The following is a 19,050-nucleotide window of genomic DNA, read 5'->3' as shown; positions in this document are numbered from 1 at the left end:
GTCTTGGCGATCGCGGATTATAGTTTACCTCGCTCTACGAAGTGGGAATTATAGAAGTAGTTAAATTTGCGATCGCCATGAAGTTCTTGAATTTCCTTAAACTCAAACCAGCGCAACCGACGATTGAAAGCTATGGGCAAGCTAGTAGCGGACTTGAGCAACAGCAGATTCAGTCGATAATGGAATGGCTGTTTGCAAGTTTGCTCAATGTGGGGTATTTCGGCAAGTCACATATCATCTGGCATAACGGCGGCTTAGACTCCGATTTAGAGCAGGTAATTAAGAAAGCTATGCGCCGGGGTGAGCCAGTTTTTCTGTATCGCTGTGGTGATAGGGTATCGCCATTGCAAGAAGGGTTTTACTGGCGGATGATGGACGAACACCCATCGATGCGGATTTATCAGTTAGAGATTAAAGATAACGATTAGTTCCATATTTTACTTATCTATATCATTTGCCACTGATCTAGATCACAGGCTAAGGGATAAATGGTGGTTACACTAGATACATAAACAATACTTAAATGAAGTTTGTGTAATCGCCTATTGTAGAAGCTTTGCCTCATTGCCTAATGCAAGGTGTAGAGCCATCATGCTAGATGAGCGATTTTTGGATGTTATTTAACCTAGAACAATTTTGACAAACAAAGTTATAGATAATGAACAAGCGGATAAAAACTTGGTTATTCATTGCGATCGCTTCATTTTTAGGTTGGGTAGGGATAAGTAGAATAGGTGCTATTACACAGGGATATTCAGGACAGCAAGAAGCGTTAGCTCAAGCCCAGAATTTAGTAACAACAAGCAATATTAATAGATTAGATTTGGATTCTTTGAGAATTAATGATGCTAAAGTTAAACAAATAATTGCCACTTTAGAAAAAATTCCTAACTTACCAGGACTACCCTATCAAGAAGCACAAAAGAAACTAGCTCAATTACGGCTTTTTTCAATTGAATTAGAATCAAAATTGAAAATAGAGGAACCAGCATCAGCAAATTTGGCAGAAGCTCTAAAATTAGACCAAGAAGCAGCCGCACTTGTTAAAGGTCAATATTACCGTTCAGAGTCTTGGCAAGAAGCAAAAGATAAATGGGAAAAAGCTATTAATTTGTTGAATCAGATTCCTGCTAATACTAATGTTTCCGATGTAGTTAAAAAAGGTTTAGCTGCTTGCCAACGCAACTATTCGGATGTTGCTAAAGTTATTGCAGAAGAAGAGAAATCTTTCCAAAATTTAAAATCAGCCATTGAAATAGCACAAAAAGCGGCACAACTGACGGCCAATTCGCCTTATACTTTACCAGACTTAATTAATGCTAAATTGCAATGGCAATTAGCCATTAGTTTATTATCTAACTTATCTCCTGGAAGTATTGCAGCTACAAAAGCAGAATCGCAAATTGTTGAATATCGCAAAAACTACCGTAATATTAGTGATGCAATAGACCAAATAGAAAAGTGTAAAAAAAATAATTTAAGCTTTGAAAGTTCTTGTACAGATAGTATTGCATTAAATATTACTGCACCCAGTAATGAAATATTAGCAGACAATGATAATCAAGAATCTACTACAGAAGAATCTGATGTAGCATCATCTAATTATCCTAGTAGTGATGATGAACCTTATAGTTATCCTTCAAGTTATAGCGGATTTAGAAGCCGCTCAGTTTATGTTGGTTCTTACACCCGTAGAGACGGAACCCGTGTTAGCGGACACTATCGTAGTAGTCCAGGGACTAGAGTAAGTGGTTTTGGTAGTTTCCGTTCTGGAGGCTCTAGCTCATGAATCTTACGAGAAAACAGTTTTACGAACAATATAAAGACATCTTTAGTTGGTATGATGCCGATGGATATGCCTGCTATGATGTGCTAACAGTTTCCCCACAAATAATCGAAAAAGTTAAACAAGCTGCTGCTAACGTTTGGCCAATCTTACTTCAAGCAGCAAATATAATGAGGTCTTTAGATACTGATACACTACTAAATTTTGATTATCCTGCTGAGACATTACGTCTAATTAAATCGAGTATACAGCCTCCTTTTATTGCTAGATGTGATTTTGCCATAAATAATGATAAAGTTTACTTACTAGAATGTAATGCAGAGGTGGCTACATTTATTGCAGAAACATTCAAAATAAATGGCATAGTTGCCAATCATTTTGGTAAGACAGATCCTAATCTAAAAAGCGAACTAATACTACAACAGCAGCTAAATAAATACATTGAATTAGCAGCAGAATATCTTAATAAGTCTCCTCAAGATTGTCATATTATTTTTTCTGCCTTATCTCAAGCCGATGAAGATATCGGCACTGTAGAATATTTACGGTCTTTGTGTCAATACAAATCTGCCTATTGCCCTATAGAAAAAATTACAATGGATGAGCAATATGTTTATGACCATATAGATAGAAAAGTGGATATTATTTATCGCTTATATCCTACAGAATGGATGGTAGAGGATAAAGATCCTAATTTGGGTGTGAGCCTTTGGGATTACTTGGAACCCTTGGTTTATGATAAAAAAGTAGCCCTAATTAATCCTTTAAGTTCGTTTATCATTCAGAATAAAGCTTTGATGGCTTTGATTACAGAACTAGGATTAGATAATTCTCTGAAAAATAGTCAAAGTGGTTATAGTCATTTTCTTCCTACGTTTATGAAAGATTCCCACATTAGTTATCCTTTTGTTTCCAAGCCAACCTGGGGACGTGAAGGTAAAGAAGTAGAAATCTTTAAGTCAGAAATATCTCTAATAAATAATCCCTCTCCTGATTACAGCCACTTATATAAAGTATATCAGCAGTATGTAGATATGCCTTTAATAAAAATGGAAGAGGATACTTACACTTTACAATTATCCTGTTTTCTCATCAATGGAATACCCGAAGGAGTTGGAGCAAGAATAGGAAAAGATTTAATCACTAATACTTCTAAATTTTTACCAATAGGGTATTAATCATATTCACATTCCATAAACAGCAATCTTTATCTGTAACAGTTTCCCCTCGAAGATCAAGGAAAAGTTACTAACCACAAAAATAACTAAAGCATACCCCTGCTACCGATCCAAATCACAGCCTAGAGGAAAAACACAAGTTATTTTTGATACTAAAAGCAGCCAACCCTACACATACCAATGAATAAAGCAGTTATTCTTGCGGCATTTCTAATGCTCATTTCTGGAGTGCCAACAATAGCACAGACCAGCTTACCGAATATGACAGTCGTGAGCATAGGTGATGGAGATACACTAAGAGTCCGCAATCAACAAGGGCAAGCCATAACCATTCGCCTAGCTTGTGTGGATGCGCCAGAACTCAAGCAAACCCCTTGGGGTCAGCAGTCTAGAACTCGCCTTGGGCAACTATTGCCACTGGGTCAGTCTGTGCAAGTTCGGTCAATTGAGAGCGACAAGTACAAAAGGCTGGTAGCTGAGGTGTTTGTAAGCAACCGCTCTGTCAACCTGACAATGGTGCAAGAGGGACAAGCTGTGCTTTACAGGCAATATCTCAAGGGATGCGATCGCACCAAAGACCAATTTCTGCAAGCTGAGGCTAATGCCAAACAACAGAAGGTGGGTTTTTGGAACCAATCGCAGCCCGTGATGCCGTGGGATTTCAGGCGAGGCAAGAAAAATACTGCGCCTACTATAGAGCGATCTCAACAACAACAGTGCGATCGCTCCTACCCAGATTTTTGTATTCCACCCAATGCGGCAGATTTAGATTGTCCTGATATCCCTTACCGCAGATTTAGGGTGAATCAGCCAGATCCGCATGGGTTCGACAGGGATAGGGATGGAATTGGTTGCGAGAGTTGACTAGGTGGATTTGAGATGGTGAGCATCAGGCTATCATCTGACTGAACAAACTATGAAACTTGTAAGGACACAATGGATACTCTACCTCTTATGCGTGATTTGCCATCTCAGTTTGAGCCACTGCGACCTTTTTTAGAATCTAACTTGCAGCCCTATATCAAAATTCATGTTGGAGAAGAGGTAAAATGGCTGGATGCTGCTTGGGAAGAAGATCCGTTAGAACCCTGGCAGAGCAAAATTGGCGGCTACCCTTACCTGCCGAAAGGAACAGACTATCCGCGCGATCGCCAAACAGGTGAGATGATGATGTTTCTGATGCAGGTAAACTGCGCTGACTTGCCAATCATCGATGGGTTTAGATTACCCCGAAAAGGGATTTTGCAGTTTTACTCTGGCTTAGATGTGCCGATGGATCAACTCAGTCCTGAACAATATCGTATTCTCTACTTCGTTGAAATTATTCAGGACAGAAATAAATTAATTACTGACTTCAGCTTTTTAGCAGAGTTTGCCAGCCAGCGAGAGTGGTACGAGCAAATTTACTCATTAAGCTTTTCTGCACAACAAGATGTGTTTTGTGTTACTCGTGATGGATACGCTAAAACCTTCGATGTTCCTGAAGAATTAAAAACACTCTTTCGGGAATTTAATGATTGGTTGAATGAGGAAGATGACCAAGAAACTATCAATCGCCGCATCAACAAACTTGGTGGGGAAGTAGAGTTTCACTCGTATGTCAGGGAAACGGTAGGAGACGCGAAAGGACAATTGCTCTTGGAACTTAACCACCCAGATAGTGTTGATGATTATTTTTATTTTTTTATTGAAGATAGTGATTTAGGCAATTTAGACTTTAGCAAGGTTGAGTCTTATTTTTTGCGGGAGTAAGAAGACGACGGGCGTGATAAAACGGTAAGTATAAAAGACTTGTTGCAAACAATCGCTCAGTTAACCTGACAATGGTGCAAGAGGGGCAAGCTGTGGTTTACAGGCAGTATCTTAAAGGATGCACCAACACTAAAGACCAATTCCTGCAAGCTGAGGCTAATGCTAAACAACAGAAGCTGGGCTTTTGGAATCAATCGCAGCCCATGATGCCTTGGGATTTCAGGCGAGGGAAGAAGATTCAGCCTACAACTACACAACAGGTGCAACAGTGCGATCGCTCCTATCCAGACTTCTGCATCCCGCCGAACTCGCCAGATTTGAATTGTCCTGATATTCCTTACCGCAGATTTAGGGTGAATCAGCCAGATCCGCATGGGTTCGACAGGGATAGGGATGGTGTAGGTTGCGAACGGTGATTACATCAAGAATATTCCAGCTAGAAACTGCTTCAAATAATGCTAATTGCCATATTAATCAAAAATTTACTTAAATTGGGAATAAAACAGTTAAACTAGCTTTATAGTCCAGGGTTTACCCAGCTACATACTAATTTTATAAATTCCTTACTATATCTTTAACTTTTTCTTGGCTAATTCCTGATTAATGTTGATGTATTTCTTTGTTTTTTAGAGACAATTTGGACTAAATAATAAATCGTAAAAAATAGCAAGTTACAAAAATATGAATTTCATAAACAAAGCACGTAATTTAGCAGATACGCTAAAAGATAAAGTTCAAGAAGCAGCAAATGGCGTAGAAAATGTAGTTGATGGGATCAAGAATACTACTGTAGAGATTACTACCTCAAGTATTAATGCAGTGACTGATTTACAGGTAACAGCCCAACAAGGGTTTCAAACTGTACAAAATTTCAGTAAAGCATTGGAAGGAACTGCTATTGGTGTGACGACTTCAAGTGTAGCCATAGCTGAGGCATTACAAAACTTGCCCAGGACGGCTGCCGAACTAGCATTAGAGATGCCCAAAATTGCGAGTAGATTGAGGTATCGAGCTGGTCTGAGAGTTGACGATTTGCCTCGCTCTGATGCAGATGTAATGCAACTGTTTGATAAAATCCCCGGTACATCAAAGTTAGGGGCTAACGAACGAACTATCCGGGAATTTCTGAGCGATAAACATGGTAGCCATATCATCCCACGTTCCCAAGGAGGCTCAAATGGTGCTGACAACATTGTGTGGGAAGTAGGTATTGATAATCTTCGTCGTGGTGCTGAAGTAATGACTGTGGGGGAACAGTTGTATATTCGGGTTTATAATGCGGTAGATTCTATCATCAGCAATTCAGGGACTATTGCTAGGCTGGGGATCACTGCAACTGGAACCGCTATTCTCACCCAAGTTACAGTCACAGCAATTTCCTACTCCTTGGATCTTTATCGAGGCGATATTACTGTTGAAGAATATAAAAATTTAATTTTAAAAACCGCAAAGGCAGCAGGTATTGCTACACCAATTGTTTTTCTGATTTTAGTGGCTGTGTTGGCGTTATTTCCAGAATTTACGGTTGTGTTGTCAGCACCAGTGGTTGTTGAAGGTTTCAATGCCTTATTTGGGATGAGCATTGCCATGCCAATCATTCAATCGCTACTTCGTCATGCCAAAGCAGGTGGTTTTGGTGAGGAAACTGCTGAGGTTTATAGAAATGTGTTAGGTGGCTCTGCATCTGCTTGAGCAATATATCTGCAACAAGTTTTAATAGGCATACAAGCGTCCATCATTTCAAGATAGCAATAGTTAAATTATGCTTAACTTAAATCAATTTGATTATTTTTTAGTGCTTGATTTGGAAGCGACTTGTTGTGACAAAGGAACTATCAAACGGCATGAAATGGAAATAATTGAGATTGGAGCCGTTATGGTTGAGGCGCAAACTCTAAAAATACTCGATGAGTTTCAAACGTTTATCAAACCTATTCGCCATCCCATACTCACCGAGTTCTGTAAATTATTAACCTCAATTACTCAAACACAGGTGGATCATGCTCCTGAATATCCCGAAGCGATCGCCATGCTCAAACAATGGCTGTCGAAATATCCGAATGCTGTGTTTGGTTCGTGGGGAGACTATGATCGAAATCAGTTTAAACAAGATAGCAAATTTCATAACATTCTCTTTCCTATTGCTTATCCTCATATCAATCTCAAACAAATGTTTAGTGAGAGCCAAGACTTACCCAAGCGTTATGGTATGGCAGAAGCGTTGCAACTGGTAAACATAGAATTGGAAGGAATACACCATCGCGGTATTGACGATGCTAAAAATATTGCCAAATTGTTGCCTTGGATTTTGAACGAAAAAATTGTAATCATAAAAGGCTAGAATTTTAGCTTGAACTGACAGAAGCCTCTCACCTACCCGTTCGCGTAGCGTCCCGTAGGGAAGGGAGGTGATGAGACGGACACTTTGCTCAAGTCGGCAAAGCCGCCCACGCCAGTGTCCTCATGAATGGCGTTTGCTTGTTGACGACAATCTTCCGACCGATGCCGATAGGCAAGGGAGGAAGATATGGAGGAAACTAGCAATTTCTATGTCATACTTTTTTATAGCAAACGTTGTTTACTCTAATATGTTAAGAGTCGTCAAAGTCAGGTTATATCCAGACACCCAACAGCAGCAGTCACTAGCACAAGCTTTTGGTAGTTGTCGTTGGTTATGGAATTATTGCCTGAACTTGATGAACCAGACATACAAGGAGACTGGTAAGGGGTTATCTGGATACGAAGTTAAAAAGATAATTCCCCAGTTAAAAAAAGAATATGAGTGGTTATCGCTAACTTACTCACAATGCTTGCAACAAGTTTGCTTGAATCTTGGAGTAGCTTTTAATAATTTTTTTGAGAAACGGGCTAAATATCCTAGATTCAAATCAAAACATGGTAAACAGTCAATACAATATCCTCAAAATGTCAAAATTAATGATAATTCTGTGAGTCTCCCAAAAATAGGAGATGTCACAGCGATGATTCATAGACCTATTGAGGGAAAAGTTAAGACTGTAGCCCTATCTAAAAACTGTTCTAATCAATACTTTGCGGCTATTCTTTTTGATGATGGTAAAGACAAACCAGAATCAAATACAGAAGGTAAAGCGATAGGTATTGACTTGGGATTAACTCACTTTGCAGTTACTAGCGATGGTTCTAAGTTTGATAATCCTAGAATACTCAGCAAACATGAGAAGAATTTAAAACTTAAACAGCAGCAGTTATCTAGAAAGCAGAAGGGTTCTAATAACCGTATTAAAGCCAGAAATAAAGTTGCTAGAGTTCATAGGAAAATAACTAACTGCCGTGAGGATTTTCTACAAAAGCTATCTCGTAGAATAGTCAACGAAAACCAAGTTATAGTGCTTGAAAATCTAAATGTTAAAGGCATGATGCAGAATCATAAACTAGCCAAGTCTATACATCAAGTTGGATGGGGAATGTTCTGTACCATGTTGAAATACAAGGCAGAAATGGAAGGGAAGATTTATCTTGAAGTTGATAGATTTTTTCCCAGTTCAAAAACTTGTCATGTGTGCCTTAATCAAGTTGGTGGTTTGCCACTTGATGTAAGATTTTGGACTTGCGATAATTGCCAAACTAGGCACGACAGGGATGTGAACGCAAGCATTAACCTCAGAGATGAGGGTCTACGAATTTTGACCTCTGGAACGGGGGATAAAGCCTGTCGCCCAGATGTAAGTCGTAGTAAGGGAGGACGCAAGAAATCCACTACTGTGCTTTCTGTTGGACAGGAAGCCTACACTGTACCGTCAGGTCAGTGTAGGTAGTTCACGCACTCATAGATTCAGACTTGAGCAAACCAGACATATCTAAAATTCGCTCTGACCAACCAGAAGCAACATTCGTAATATTTGCCGTTTGGCTTGATTGAGACTTAATGTTGTCCCAATTGCGCTGCCAACCTTGTAATATATCTTGAAGTTGATTTAATTCTTTGTGATAGACCTGGGTATTTTGCTGTATTAAAGATAAATACAACAGGCTTTCTTCTAAGACTACCGGGACTACTTGTTGACAATCGCTACTTTGTACCCAAGACTTCAGGTGTGCCAGACTTGATGCTAATTCACCCAGTTGATGTGGTTGGTCTAAAGCTAAGAAACTAGCTTTAATTGAACTCCAGTTAGGCATTATGAACCTCCTAGCAACTGCTGAGTAATTTGGCTAACTTGTTGTCGAATTTGCAGTGATTGTATGATCATACTCCGATTGTTCTGGCTAGGGCGAATGTTAATGATAGACTCAAATACGATTTCTTGAGTATAAGGCGACCAGTCAGCTCCCCAAATATCACGTTGTCTGCTTCCATCCTTGAGTAGTTCTTGTTCACACTCGTAATGACGAACACCCCCGCCTGCCAGAATTTTGCGTTCGATGTCTACTGCTATTTTAATAAATACATCCCAAGTTTTTAGCATTTCTTCTATCTGCTGTGGGGTAGCAGGTTCACGAATGATTAAAACCAACTGCAATCACCCTATTTAACAATTAACAATATCAATTTATACAATACTTGGTTTCACCTCAACTTCAACGCCCTTATCAATAAATCCCGCACTTAAAAATGGGCAGGAGAATGAGCAGATATCACAATAAAACCAACAGAATCAACTTGAAGTTGTGGTTGATAGATACCTTGGACAATAGCAGACTTCAAAAGCCTTTCGATTTTCAATTCCTCAGCTAGAGTATTATCCCAAGTTTGTGTATTCAAGCGTAAACTTAACTGCTCTATTTTAGGAGCTAACTTCTGCTCTGCTAAATGAGCATAACGTTGACATCGTTGAATCAAGTGTTGACGTTGGGCGAGTAATCTCCTTGATATATTACTAACTTCCTGGCAAACTTGCTCCCAATTAGTAGGAGCAATAAAATTGTCAATGATTCCTAAACGTTCTTTAGCAAGATTATGATCTTGTACTCCATGAGAGGTTTTATCTTTTTGATATGGGCGTTGTAATATACTCAAGAGTAATTCATCCTGAACTTCACGGAGCATTTGGGAACGAGCATCAATAAAGATAGTTTCAATCAATGGTGGAAATAAAGCATCAACCTGACGCTTTAAGACGTTAAACCGAGAATTATCAAGTTGATAATCGGTAAAAATCTGCTTGACTTTTTCCAGATTAAATTCAACTAAATAATTACATTGAAAACCAAACCATTCCATTCCCCCACGACTGTCCCAAGATGAGTCTTGTCGCCAAAGAGCAAAAGCTTGACCCCGATCATCCCATTCTATATATCTGGAAAGTGCATCTACCAACCCTTCTCCTATACGAAAAAGTTTGATACCAGGATTGTGGTTTGCTAGTTGGCGGTCATAAGTACCAAATTGGTTGAGATTGCTATGGATAAAGCAAGATTTCAACTCGTTGAGAGGTACTAAAGTATACTTAGTTGCTTGATAATACTTGACATTTGCTAAATCTGGGTGATACACAGATTTGAATTTTAGTGAATTATCAATCCAACCTTCTATAGCTCGTTTAATTTCCAGATGATTAAGATCGTAACTATCTAGCTCTGGAAAAAATGTATCGTCATTCTCTCCAAGCAGAGCCTTATTTAGTTTATGCTCTGCAATCACCTGGGATTGTGCTTGAGCAATTGTGTTTTTGATGGATTCTACTTGTTTGAGCAAACCAATAGCGCCTAGTTGAAACAAGCTTTGTTCTAGATGTGATAATTCATTATCTAATCGGAAACTAGCTATAGACTCAGTAAAAATGGAAAATCCATCCTTTAAAAGTTGATACCAAGCATAATGAAAACTATCATCTAAATCAGCGCCAACTAGTACGGTAAAATCAATATTTTTAGAACGCCCAATTTGGTCGAATCTAATAATTCTCTGTTCTAATTGATGTGGTTGCCAAGGGAAGTCAAAATTAATTACCCAATCAACAAATCCAAAATTATGACCTTCTTGTGCAGAAGCATCACAGATGAGGATAAAGCAATTAGGATTACTGTAAAACTGCTGTAAGTTTTTCTCGATTTCTCCCCAACTTTGTTCTGATTGATGGACAGCAATAGTTTCTGTACCAAAAGCATTTGCTAGTGAACGAGCGATTTCTAAGCAGGTTTGTCCAAAACTGGTAAATATCAATATCTTTGGCAAATAATCACCAGGAATAGGTCTAGAAATTCTCTGCCGGATTCTCTCGCTTAGTTTGCTAAGGTCGCTGCGAAATGATTGCAAACCAAAAATTTCTGATAAGCGGTAGAGAATGATGATTTTTAATAGTTCAATCCGGTCTCCGTCTTCTGAAGGTTGATTAATAATTTGGCGTAAAGAGATTAAAACCTCTTCTTCACCTTCAAACTTGGGAGTTTCAGTTAAAAGATTGATATCATTACTACTAAACTCTTTAAGTAGCAATGGATGACGCACTCCACTCTGGCGTGCGGCTATTACTCGCTCTAAAATACCTAACCACGTACCAGAAGCTAAGAACAACAGTAGGAAAATGCGTTGATAAGCTTCTTGTTTGGGTGCAATAGTACGCCATTTCTCTAGCAATTCATGAATATCAGGCGATCGCTCATCTAAATCATATTCTTCCTTGGGTGTAATATTGCGCCTAAATGTGTCATCTTCTAGACAAGCACGACTATTAGACAGTATTCGCTGATACAGTCGATAGTTTTCATTAACATACGTGCAAATTTCTTTAAGGGTTTTAGTATGAGCAGACGAATCAGTGTTTAAGCCATCTTCCCATTTACCTAATAAAGTTAATAAATACTTGTCTTCGGGTAATAATGTTTGTAATTGCTTTAAACCATTGTGGACATTAGAAGTATTTTCCTCATTTATTAATGAGGAGATAAGTTGAGCTAGCAGTTTATCTTTATTAATTTTTAGCTGAAAATCTTCTAGATTATTGAGTTGATAAATTTTAGGCTCAAGTAAATGCAGCAGGACTAGTAACTCTTGCTCACATTGAAGAATATGACTTGCAGATAGTAAAAGTAAGTGTTCGCTTCTATGGGCTAGATACTTATAGATTTCAAAATTCTGGCGTAGTTTGCTATCTTGGGAATTAGCCATTGCGGCAATGTGGTGGGCTTCATCCAAAATTAGCAAGCCAATATTTTTCTGTGCATTAATTTTGGACGAATCCTCGTATGCCAGCACTACTACTCTTGTAGGAAACGAAGAAATATAGAATTTATTCTCTAACTCATTTTTCCATTGTTGTAGTAATTTCCCTGGAACCAAGACTACTACTTTTTTTTCTGGCTCATCAAGTAGATATTGGCGCAGAATTACACCAGCTTCAATAGTTTTTCCCAGTCCGGCTTCATCAGCTAATATGTAGCGTTGAACTGAATCTTGTAATACTTGCCTGATGACTTCTACTTGATGAGGGTAAAGATGAATATTGGATGAAATTAGTCCACTCATCCCACGACTTACAGCCCTCTGCTGGATTAAGCATTTAACTAAAGCTGACCTTCTGTCGTGTAAGTAGGGGGTTTCGTGTGCCTTGATTGCTAGTGTTTCAACCGGATCTTTTATTGTTAAATTACAACGGACATAAACTTCTTGTTCTGATTTAATTATAGATTTCTGCCCTGGCAAATCAATTTCATACCTTTGGATGTCTTCATCCCATCCAGAAATTCTGCCAATTACCCATTTATATTTATCTTGCTCTTTTAATTGAACATAACATCGCGTTTGAGGTCTTAGTATAACCCCAGACAACGATTGCAAGGATAAAGTTTTTTGGCAGCGCTGTCCTATGGTACTAAAATACTCAACAACAATACTGCCACCAGATACTTCAATTACTTTACCTGTCCCCAAAGTATTATTTGAGGACTGCACTAATGAGCCAAGCTTAATCATAGTTTTGTCCCCTACTCCTGAACTTCTCAAATCCCAGCCAAAAATTTCGCAGAATTTCAATTCTAACTGCTTTTTGTATAGAAGTGTTTCAGGAATTTATTGCTTCTACTCCAAAGCGAGCGCCTATACCTCTTCAAACCAACCACTGCACCCAATCGGGAACCTGCGCCACCAGTTGCTCAAACATCACGGGCGCTTGCTCATCAATCGCCATCATCACGCCCCAGCGCTCGTCACTGGTGAGGGTGGAAAGAAATTCTTTGACTGATTCCAAACCATGTTCAAAGAGTTCTATAAACTTTGCACTATGAGATTTAACCTGTTGCCACCATGAATCAGTAGAGTTTTCTAGTCCGTCCATGTCCCCGCAATTATCATTAGTGGGGAGTGTGGATAACCTTGTTGTGTCACTAACTTGTGTTAGTACATTTATATTACTGGTGACTGACACCAACTCCCGATTTAACCACTGTTGGAAAATCACATCACGCCCATCATCAGCTCCAACAAACTTATAGACACTCTCCCGATGACCCCTCGGCCCTAGCCTTCCCACATAAGACAGTCGCAAATCAATCTTATCGAGTAGCTTCTGTGCGATCGCCACAGGTGTCAATTTCTCCGAAATAGTTACGTTCAGATAGTTCTTGATCAGGAACCGATGCTGTAGCGCGATCGCCTTAAGTTCCTGCATCCCTTGATCTGAACCCCGCAACTTCTTCCCAGGCGTAAACATCTGCAATAGATTCAGTTTTTCTAACAACAGCACCGACGACAACATTTGCCCCTTATTAAAGTCAGGTTTCCAAATAGCATTCTCTCCAGCCTCAGCCTGCGCCTTAGTCCGTTTGCTATCCCGCTTCGTCAGGAACTCTCGCCCCACCGTCAGATAATAGTGCAGCCTTAGCTGTGGATACCAACTGTCATCATCTTTCTCAACTAAATCAGGCGTTACCTCAACCTCATAACGTCGAGACAATTCCGCCTTTCGCTGCTGATGACGTTCTTCTTTCGTTTTAACGCGTTTCTCCTGCAATTTCTTCAGTTCGGCATCAGACACCTCTTCAGCTTGAGAAATCCCCAAGCATTCCCCAGAATATAATTCTTTGGAGGCTGCTTTCACCTCATTAACAACTTCCTTGGTTTCGTCGGGGTCGAAATCACCCGCATCAATAATCGTATAACCGTCAGCAGCCAAACCCTTCAGCACAAATTCTTGATAGCGGCGCATTTCAACATTGATGACAGCCCCACGCTTGCCCCAAGTCTGCAAAGATTCGGGCTGAAAATTCTGGTCAATGAAAGAGTAGTCATCATTATCAGAAGCCGACAAAAGGGCAATGTTAGCCTGGGTTGCAATGTCCTGACTCCGCAACAATCCACCCATAGAAGTTGAACCATTGCCCACAGTCCCCATACCGTACCGACTAACCCAGATGTGACGGTCAACAGTTTCTCTCAACCGTGCCAACATCTGCCGTACAGAGTCCACAGGCTGAACTCCCTGGAATATCCCCCAAACCGAATCAAAATGACCTCGAATATCGATAGAAACGCCTGTTTCCAAGCTGGGCGAAGCAATGACTAAATCATATTGCGTGAGAATTTCGTTGAGATGGGCAATACACTCAAAGGCATGGTGTTTCGGGTCTAAAACAGAATGACTGTCAATTCGCAGAATCCGTAGGTGTGGGAATTTCTGCTTAAACCGTTGTTCTAAGGCTTGGGTTCCCCATTTAGATTTTGCTTTTTGAGCAGAACAACATAATAAATGGTGTCCCCCTTTCTCAATCGCCTTGTCTAACGCCGCGATTAAATTCTTGGGGTTGCTACCAGAATAGTTGTAACATTTGCCAGACACCGACTGATAATTGTTGACGATCACAAACGGGTTAACTTTATATTCTCCAGCCAGAGACAAAATGTACTTGACATCTGTATCTGACACGTCGGCAGAAGAAAGGTAAATTTTACCGTGTTCGCTACCCAAGACATTCTGTACCAACTGCTTAAAGTTGCGAAGAATTGACACCCGCCGCTTCTGCACGTCTGTAGTAGAGTTGAGCAGATGCCAAAAAACTTGGTCACATTCATCTATAATCACAACATCGTTAGACCAGTCCTCTGGGTCAAACCGAGCTTGACTGTCTTTGTGCAACGAGTCAACGCATACGCCATAACCGAGTAAGCCGCCCGTGTCAGACGTGTAGAGTTCACTAACGTAATCAACACCGAAGCGATCGCATAACGCCTCACCCAATTGAATGCGATGAGTGATGATTAATACTCGCCTTCCCTGGTCATGTGCTTTAGCGACTTCCTGGGTCAACCACTCGGTTTTACCTGTGCCTTTGGGTGCTTTGAGGACAATCAACTTTTCACCAACAGGTGCAATCAGCCCACCCAAGAATTTTTGGTTTAATGTGATCGCTGGGGGATAAGTTAACAGGGTGAATAACTTGATTTCCCATAATTCCAATGGTTCGGCGGTATTGTAAAGTGCATGAAACGCTGGCTGACCATGAGCCACGATAAAATCATCAACACCTTTTTCTTGACCAAAAGGTAAATCAATCACTCGTAAAGAACAGCCTTCGTTTACAAGCAGCCGACCCATACGACTAATCGCTGTTCTCACCCTTTGCACGGTTTCAGGCTTGCTGTCCTGGTCAAAGCAAATGTTGACTTGTCTATTCTGTGTTGCAAAGTGTTTTAGGTCTGGGATAAGAGATGGCTTACCGATAGCAGTACCGTACTCATCATAAGGTGTGCGGTATCCTGCATTTACACCAGAAATGGCGATCGTCGCGTAGCCTGCTGATAGTAAACAAGCTGCTTTTTTGGCTCCTTCGACAATTATTACTGGCACATTGTTTTTCCAAACCCAATGCCAGAAACCACCGGGATGAAGCAAATCTCCATCAGTGATAGAAATACCACAACGATTCGACACTTTCACCCAAATTTTCTTGGTGACTTGCAGGAAGAAAGCGCGTGTTTGCTCTCGGTAAGGATGCTCGTATTTGATGAACTTGTGAAACTTTTGGGGATCTCGCCGGGGTTTGTCGGGTTTAAAGCAACCCCAGAGCATTTGTTGATGATCGTTGAGTGGGTCAATACCACTACACCACCAGCCGCCGAGTTCAATATGTTGGTACTTTTTCAAATCCCTGTCCCGCAATCGTCCATCGTTGCGGCGGGAGATATTCGGGCTGTACAAGAGGTATTCATACGGTACATTACCGTAAAGCGACCTCATATTCAGGGCAATTAATTCTTCATCAACGTCACTATCTAGCCATTCTTGCAAATGATGTGATTCAATGCCCATATTTTCCTTCTTAGATGCACTACAGAGTTAGCGGTATGACCATCAACCTCTTTGAAATGCTTAAAAACAGGCAGTGATTAGAAAACTAAATCAGACTGATAAATTGTCAGTGCCACCTCTTGGCTGAATGTGGAATTAGACATTACGTACAACCACGTTAAAAATTTTTTGAACAACGTTCCGAGAAATCAGAGATTTTGTTGTTGAGTGATTGAAGCAACTAGCCATCATTTACATTTACTCTGATACTAATAGTTGCAGATAGCTATTGATTTTGTCAACTAAATATTGCATAATATGGCAAGCCAAGAAAGAACACAAGAGGTTGTAATGTTACCACTGAGCGAAGTGGGATCTATTAAATGGACAGAGGAACGAGGACAGAAAATGCGTTCCTTACGTGGCGATATGCCATTAGTAAATTTGTCTAAAAAGCTTGCAGAACATGATGTAGAGATTTCACGGCAATATTTACACAAAATGGAGACAGATTCCGATGTCAAAGGAGCTTCTCCAGAAATGGTCACTGGCTTATGTAAAGTATTTGGCTGTAGTTTAGCTGAATTACTGTGTCTAAAAGAAACCAAAATTGTGCAATTAGGGGTTGACAAATGCAACTAAAGGTTGCACTATAGTAATCAAGGGCAAAGGAACAGCGAACCGCCTGCACCAGAACGCAATCAAGGGTTTGCAAACCAATCAAAGGAACACGTATTTCAACAAACCAACAACCAACAGCCGCCGGGACAAGCAGCCGGGAGCCTAAAACTTGTAATGCTCAAGCCACCGGAGATGATTCCGATGACCCGCCAAGTCTAAAAACTGGTACTGAAGGCCAAAATCCTAGTAAATCAAAGCGATTGCTGCTCCTAGTAGCGATCGCTTTTTAAACAGAAACTCATGGCTGCACAGAAGACAAATCCTCTCTACAGCCCTGTGCTGTTGGTTATGAAAGTTTTCTACAAGGCGATCACATTAATTGTGTCCGCCATTTTAATTACTGCTACTGCTTGTTTTGACCAATTAAGAAACGGCTACGCCGAAATCAAATGAGTGCGTTGTGGGGAAGCCACAACGTAGTCAGCAAAAACAAAGGCAATCGCTCTGTCTGGTAAACTCCGCGATCGCCTTTTATCCAAGTAAATGGAGATTTCCATAATGACATACGCAACAATAAACAAGCAAGCTCAAAACCCGTTAACCGAGCAAGACAAACAGATAATTGCAACCATCATCCAACGCACTCCAGAGCAAATCAAAACTATTTGGATTGAAGGTGGCATCACCGTCTGGGTGCAGCTTCAGGACGGCGGAAGATTACCCTTTGATCGCAACTGGTTCGCGCAAAGAGTAGCCCAAGAAAAGACTTCTCTAGAAGCGCAAGAGAGCCTTCACAGGCACAACCAAAGACTAGAGGACGAGTTAAATCAAGCCTGCGCCCAGTACGGGTTACAGCATGGTGAGATTGACTATTTAATGTTCTCAACGAAGGTCTATCGGGGTCGTGATTTGGTGGGCTTTGTTGGGTTCCACAGGTTCAGCCGAATGTGGACATACAGCCGTAGAGCGACTGAGCCTGACCGATACGCCCATAGTGCTGCTGATGCGCTCTTCAAGTTAGGAGTTAGGCAGTTAGCAATGGTGTAGATGGAAATGCGATCGCTGCAAATGGGTGAACAGCAATCGCATTAAAACGTACTCTTGATAAACATCAAGCTAATAACATACTAATACATTCTGTCTTGGTATACGGTATACGCAAAAATTAGCGAATAAAGGAATTTTCGATAATGTCCGCCACAACAGGAAACGAAATCATGGCGCAGATAGCCTCTGGCTGCGAAAGCCTGGGGCTAGAACTACTAGAAGACGGGATTTACCAGCAAGAAACAAAGCTGGTCGAGTTCGTTCACGGCAATGGTCAATGCTACTATGTCCAGACCTTGAAAGAGCTACCGCAAATCTCATGCGAATCGGTTGGTTTGCTGGATATCCCGATTGGTCAGCTAAGTCCAGAGCAAGTGGAAATTCTGTTTGAGACTTCTGAGGAACTAGTGGTGTAGTTTGGGGGGTGCGATCGCGCGGGTCAAGATGTTGAGCGATTGCCCCAAACTCACGCGCCGAATCCAGCAGACAAGTATAATACTGTCCGGTTAACAGTAAAAATATGACGACAAAACCGCACGATCAGTTTGCAAAACAGTTCTTGGAAGAGTTATTGTCACCTCTGGGGGAAGTACGGACTAATCAAGAAGTAACAGATGAAACAAGATTTGTGGATGTGTTGTTTTCTCCTTCTCCCGAAGCGCAAGCCCCGAACTTAGGATTGTTAGGCAGAATCGCTCTACTGAATACTGCACTGTTAGAGCCGTTTCGCAATCAACCTAGTTCAACAGAAATACGCAACTGTTTTCTGAAGTTATTCGCTGTTATAGCCAACGCACAACGCAAAGCCAAGCGAGAAAGAAGCAGATTACCAGAAGATAGCTTGGCGCGACTGTGGATTATATCGCCCAGTGCTAATAAAACTCTGTTGGCAGATTTTGAGTTTAAACTAGACTTAGAAAACTGGCCTTCTGGGGTCTACTTTTTCCAAAAGGGTTTTCGAGGGGCGTTGATAGCAGTTGATCAGCTACCAGTAACAACAGAAACATTGTGGCTGAGAATTTTGGGTAGAGGAGAAACGCAACGCCAAGCTGTGAATGAATTGTTGGCGTTACCAGAAAGCAATCCACTAAGGCAAAATGCTCTCAGGTTGATTACTAACTGGCGTATTGTTTTAATTCAGCAGCAAGATACTTTAACAGAGGATGAGCGGGAGTTAATCATGAATTTGTCGCAAGCTTATCAACAGTGGGAAGATACTACTAAGCAACAGGCAAGATTAGAAGGACAACGCCAAGTAGTAGAAAATCTGTTGAGATTCAGATTTGGGGAAGTGGATGAAGAACTATCAAAAGTAGTCGATAGTTTACTACAGTTATCAGCAGAAGAATTTACGCCAATGTGTCTAGAATTATCGCGTGAAGAACTGTTAGCCAGATTTTCGCATTAAATCAGCACCACACATCAAAAACGTAAGCGGTTTGTTAACAGCAGACCGCTTTTT

Annotated in this window: 20 protein-coding genes; 15 read left to right on the top strand and 5 right to left on the bottom strand. The window is 40.6% G+C overall.

Going from position 1 to position 19,050, the window contains the following annotated elements:
* Positions 1–41 precede the first annotated feature (41 nt).
* From GSQ19_RS27925 to GSQ19_RS27885, 9 genes are all read left to right on the top strand, one after another.
* The gene (locus GSQ19_RS27925) at positions 42–428 is read left to right on the top strand and encodes a hypothetical protein (RefSeq protein WP_224311963.1); all 387 of its coding nucleotides are present in this window, start codon (positions 42–44) and stop codon (positions 426–428) included.
* A 230-nt stretch (positions 429–658) separates the two neighbouring features.
* Positions 659–1,789 carry a hypothetical protein gene (locus GSQ19_RS27920; protein ID WP_011316583.1) on the top strand — a complete coding sequence of 377 codons (1,131 nt, stop codon included), beginning with the start codon at positions 659–661 and terminating at the stop codon, positions 1,787–1,789.
* Positions 1,786–2,964 carry a glutathionylspermidine synthase family protein gene (locus GSQ19_RS27915; RefSeq protein ID WP_011316582.1) on the top strand — a complete coding sequence of 393 codons (1,179 nt, stop codon included), beginning with the start codon at positions 1,786–1,788 and terminating at the stop codon, positions 2,962–2,964. Before GSQ19_RS27920 ends, GSQ19_RS27915 begins: the two co-directional genes overlap by 4 nt.
* 180 nt (positions 2,965–3,144) lie before the next feature.
* On the top strand, positions 3,145–3,828 hold the full coding sequence (locus tag GSQ19_RS27910) for a thermonuclease family protein (RefSeq protein ID WP_011316581.1): 684 nt from the start codon (positions 3,145–3,147) through the stop codon (positions 3,826–3,828).
* 72 nt (positions 3,829–3,900) lie between these two features.
* Positions 3,901–4,716, top strand: coding sequence for a DUF1963 domain-containing protein (locus GSQ19_RS27905; RefSeq protein ID WP_011316580.1), 816 nt, complete (start codon positions 3,901–3,903; stop codon positions 4,714–4,716).
* Between the two features lie 71 nt (positions 4,717–4,787).
* Positions 4,788–5,132: a thermonuclease family protein gene (locus GSQ19_RS27900; protein WP_011316579.1), complete on the top strand. Its 345-nt coding sequence runs from the start codon at positions 4,788–4,790 to the stop codon at positions 5,130–5,132.
* A gap of 265 nt (positions 5,133–5,397) precedes the next feature.
* Positions 5,398–6,408 carry a hypothetical protein gene (locus GSQ19_RS27895; protein ID WP_011316578.1) on the top strand — a complete coding sequence of 337 codons (1,011 nt, stop codon included), beginning with the start codon at positions 5,398–5,400 and terminating at the stop codon, positions 6,406–6,408.
* Between the two features lie 70 nt (positions 6,409–6,478).
* Positions 6,479–7,057, top strand: coding sequence for a 3'-5' exonuclease (locus tag GSQ19_RS27890; protein WP_011316577.1), 579 nt, complete (start codon positions 6,479–6,481; stop codon positions 7,055–7,057).
* A 247-nt stretch (positions 7,058–7,304) separates the two neighbouring features.
* The gene (locus tag GSQ19_RS27885) at positions 7,305–8,513 is read left to right on the top strand and encodes an RNA-guided endonuclease InsQ/TnpB family protein (protein ID WP_041457360.1); all 1,209 of its coding nucleotides are present in this window, start codon (positions 7,305–7,307) and stop codon (positions 8,511–8,513) included.
* Position 8,514: 1 nt separating this feature from the next.
* On the opposite strand, the gene GSQ19_RS27880 is transcribed toward GSQ19_RS27885, so the two are convergent.
* The 4 genes from GSQ19_RS27880 to GSQ19_RS27865 all read right to left on the bottom strand — a co-directional run bounded on the left by GSQ19_RS27880 (position 8,515) and on the right by GSQ19_RS27865 (position 15,941).
* Positions 8,515–8,877 (bottom strand): hypothetical protein, encoded by a 363-nt coding sequence (locus GSQ19_RS27880; protein ID WP_011316575.1) that lies wholly within the window; start codon positions 8,875–8,877, stop codon positions 8,515–8,517.
* The gene (locus GSQ19_RS27875; RefSeq protein WP_011316574.1) at positions 8,877–9,212 is read right to left on the bottom strand and encodes a DUF5674 family protein; all 336 of its coding nucleotides are present in this window, start codon (positions 9,210–9,212) and stop codon (positions 8,877–8,879) included. Before GSQ19_RS27875 ends, GSQ19_RS27880 begins: the two co-directional genes overlap by 1 nt.
* Before the next feature lie 92 nt (positions 9,213–9,304).
* The gene (gene dpdE / locus GSQ19_RS27870) at positions 9,305–12,610 is read right to left on the bottom strand and encodes a protein DpdE (protein ID WP_011316573.1); all 3,306 of its coding nucleotides are present in this window, start codon (positions 12,608–12,610) and stop codon (positions 9,305–9,307) included.
* Between the two features lie 133 nt (positions 12,611–12,743).
* Positions 12,744–15,941, bottom strand: coding sequence for a plasmid replication protein, CyRepA1 family (locus tag GSQ19_RS27865; RefSeq protein WP_011316572.1), 3,198 nt, complete (start codon positions 15,939–15,941; stop codon positions 12,744–12,746).
* 297 nt (positions 15,942–16,238) lie between these two features.
* Here GSQ19_RS27865 and GSQ19_RS27860 point away from each other — a divergent pair, with 297 nt between their 5' ends.
* From GSQ19_RS27860 to GSQ19_RS27850, 3 genes are all read left to right on the top strand, one after another.
* Positions 16,239–16,562, top strand: coding sequence for a helix-turn-helix domain-containing protein (locus GSQ19_RS27860; RefSeq protein WP_041457320.1), 324 nt, complete (start codon positions 16,239–16,241; stop codon positions 16,560–16,562).
* A 3-nt stretch (positions 16,563–16,565) separates the two neighbouring features.
* The gene (locus GSQ19_RS27855; protein ID WP_153228454.1) at positions 16,566–16,760 is read left to right on the top strand and encodes a hypothetical protein; all 195 of its coding nucleotides are present in this window, start codon (positions 16,566–16,568) and stop codon (positions 16,758–16,760) included.
* Positions 16,761–16,841: 81 nt separating this feature from the next.
* A complete protein-coding gene (locus tag GSQ19_RS27850; RefSeq protein ID WP_153228455.1) occupies positions 16,842–16,994 on the top strand; it encodes a hypothetical protein in 153 nt (50 codons plus the stop codon).
* On the opposite strand, the gene GSQ19_RS30365 is transcribed toward GSQ19_RS27850, so the two are convergent.
* Positions 16,976–17,098, bottom strand: coding sequence for a hypothetical protein (locus GSQ19_RS30365; protein ID WP_255449092.1), 123 nt, complete (start codon positions 17,096–17,098; stop codon positions 16,976–16,978). The genes GSQ19_RS27850 and GSQ19_RS30365 overlap by 19 nt on opposite strands.
* Position 17,099: 1 nt before the next feature.
* On the opposite strand from GSQ19_RS30365, the gene GSQ19_RS27845 reads away from it, so the two are divergent.
* The 3 genes from GSQ19_RS27845 (at position 17,100) to GSQ19_RS27835 (ending at position 18,996) form a co-directional block, all read left to right on the top strand.
* Complete coding sequence (locus GSQ19_RS27845; RefSeq protein WP_011316570.1) at positions 17,100–17,588, top strand: hypothetical protein; 489 nt, start codon at positions 17,100–17,102, stop codon at positions 17,586–17,588.
* Between the two features lie 143 nt (positions 17,589–17,731).
* The gene (locus tag GSQ19_RS27840; protein ID WP_011316569.1) at positions 17,732–18,004 is read left to right on the top strand and encodes a hypothetical protein; all 273 of its coding nucleotides are present in this window, start codon (positions 17,732–17,734) and stop codon (positions 18,002–18,004) included.
* Positions 18,005–18,108: 104 nt separating this feature from the next.
* Complete coding sequence (locus GSQ19_RS27835) at positions 18,109–18,996, top strand: RpnC/YadD family protein (protein WP_011316568.1); 888 nt, start codon at positions 18,109–18,111, stop codon at positions 18,994–18,996.
* Positions 18,997–19,050 lie beyond the last annotated feature (54 nt).

This window comes from Trichormus variabilis 0441 (genome assembly GCF_009856605.1).
In the GTDB taxonomy this organism is placed as follows: domain Bacteria; phylum Cyanobacteriota; class Cyanobacteriia; order Cyanobacteriales; family Nostocaceae; genus Trichormus; species Trichormus variabilis.
This window is presented reverse-complemented; position numbering and strand designations above follow the sequence as displayed.

What these genes read in the sequence shown, in the direction of transcription:
- GSQ19_RS27920 (WP_011316583.1), top strand. Translation starts at nt 659, where the DNA reads ATGAACAAGCGGATAAAAACTTGGTTATTCATTGCGATCGCTTCATTT.
- GSQ19_RS27915 (WP_011316582.1), top strand. Translation starts at nt 1,786, where the DNA reads ATGAATCTTACGAGAAAACAGTTTTACGAACAATATAAAGACATCTTT.
- GSQ19_RS27910 (WP_011316581.1), top strand. Translation starts at nt 3,145, where the DNA reads ATGAATAAAGCAGTTATTCTTGCGGCATTTCTAATGCTCATTTCTGGA.
- GSQ19_RS27905 (WP_011316580.1), top strand. Translation starts at nt 3,901, where the DNA reads ATGGATACTCTACCTCTTATGCGTGATTTGCCATCTCAGTTTGAGCCA.
- GSQ19_RS27900 (WP_011316579.1), top strand. Translation starts at nt 4,788, where the DNA reads ATGGTGCAAGAGGGGCAAGCTGTGGTTTACAGGCAGTATCTTAAAGGA.
- GSQ19_RS27895 (WP_011316578.1), top strand. Translation starts at nt 5,398, where the DNA reads ATGAATTTCATAAACAAAGCACGTAATTTAGCAGATACGCTAAAAGAT.
- GSQ19_RS27890 (WP_011316577.1), top strand. Translation starts at nt 6,479, where the DNA reads ATGCTTAACTTAAATCAATTTGATTATTTTTTAGTGCTTGATTTGGAA.
- GSQ19_RS27885 (WP_041457360.1), top strand. Translation starts at nt 7,305, where the DNA reads ATGTTAAGAGTCGTCAAAGTCAGGTTATATCCAGACACCCAACAGCAG.
- GSQ19_RS27880 (WP_011316575.1), bottom strand. Translation starts at nt 8,877, where the DNA reads ATGCCTAACTGGAGTTCAATTAAAGCTAGTTTCTTAGCTTTAGACCAA.
- dpdE (WP_011316573.1), bottom strand. Translation starts at nt 12,610, where the DNA reads ATGATTAAGCTTGGCTCATTAGTGCAGTCCTCAAATAATACTTTGGGG.
- GSQ19_RS27865 (WP_011316572.1), bottom strand. Translation starts at nt 15,941, where the DNA reads ATGGGCATTGAATCACATCATTTGCAAGAATGGCTAGATAGTGACGTT.
- GSQ19_RS27860 (WP_041457320.1), top strand. Translation starts at nt 16,239, where the DNA reads ATGGCAAGCCAAGAAAGAACACAAGAGGTTGTAATGTTACCACTGAGC.
- GSQ19_RS27850 (WP_153228455.1), top strand. Translation starts at nt 16,842, where the DNA reads ATGGCTGCACAGAAGACAAATCCTCTCTACAGCCCTGTGCTGTTGGTT.
- GSQ19_RS30365 (WP_255449092.1), bottom strand. Translation starts at nt 17,098, where the DNA reads ATGGAAATCTCCATTTACTTGGATAAAAGGCGATCGCGGAGTTTACCA.
- GSQ19_RS27845 (WP_011316570.1), top strand. Translation starts at nt 17,100, where the DNA reads ATGACATACGCAACAATAAACAAGCAAGCTCAAAACCCGTTAACCGAG.
- GSQ19_RS27840 (WP_011316569.1), top strand. Translation starts at nt 17,732, where the DNA reads ATGTCCGCCACAACAGGAAACGAAATCATGGCGCAGATAGCCTCTGGC.
- GSQ19_RS27835 (WP_011316568.1), top strand. Translation starts at nt 18,109, where the DNA reads ATGACGACAAAACCGCACGATCAGTTTGCAAAACAGTTCTTGGAAGAG.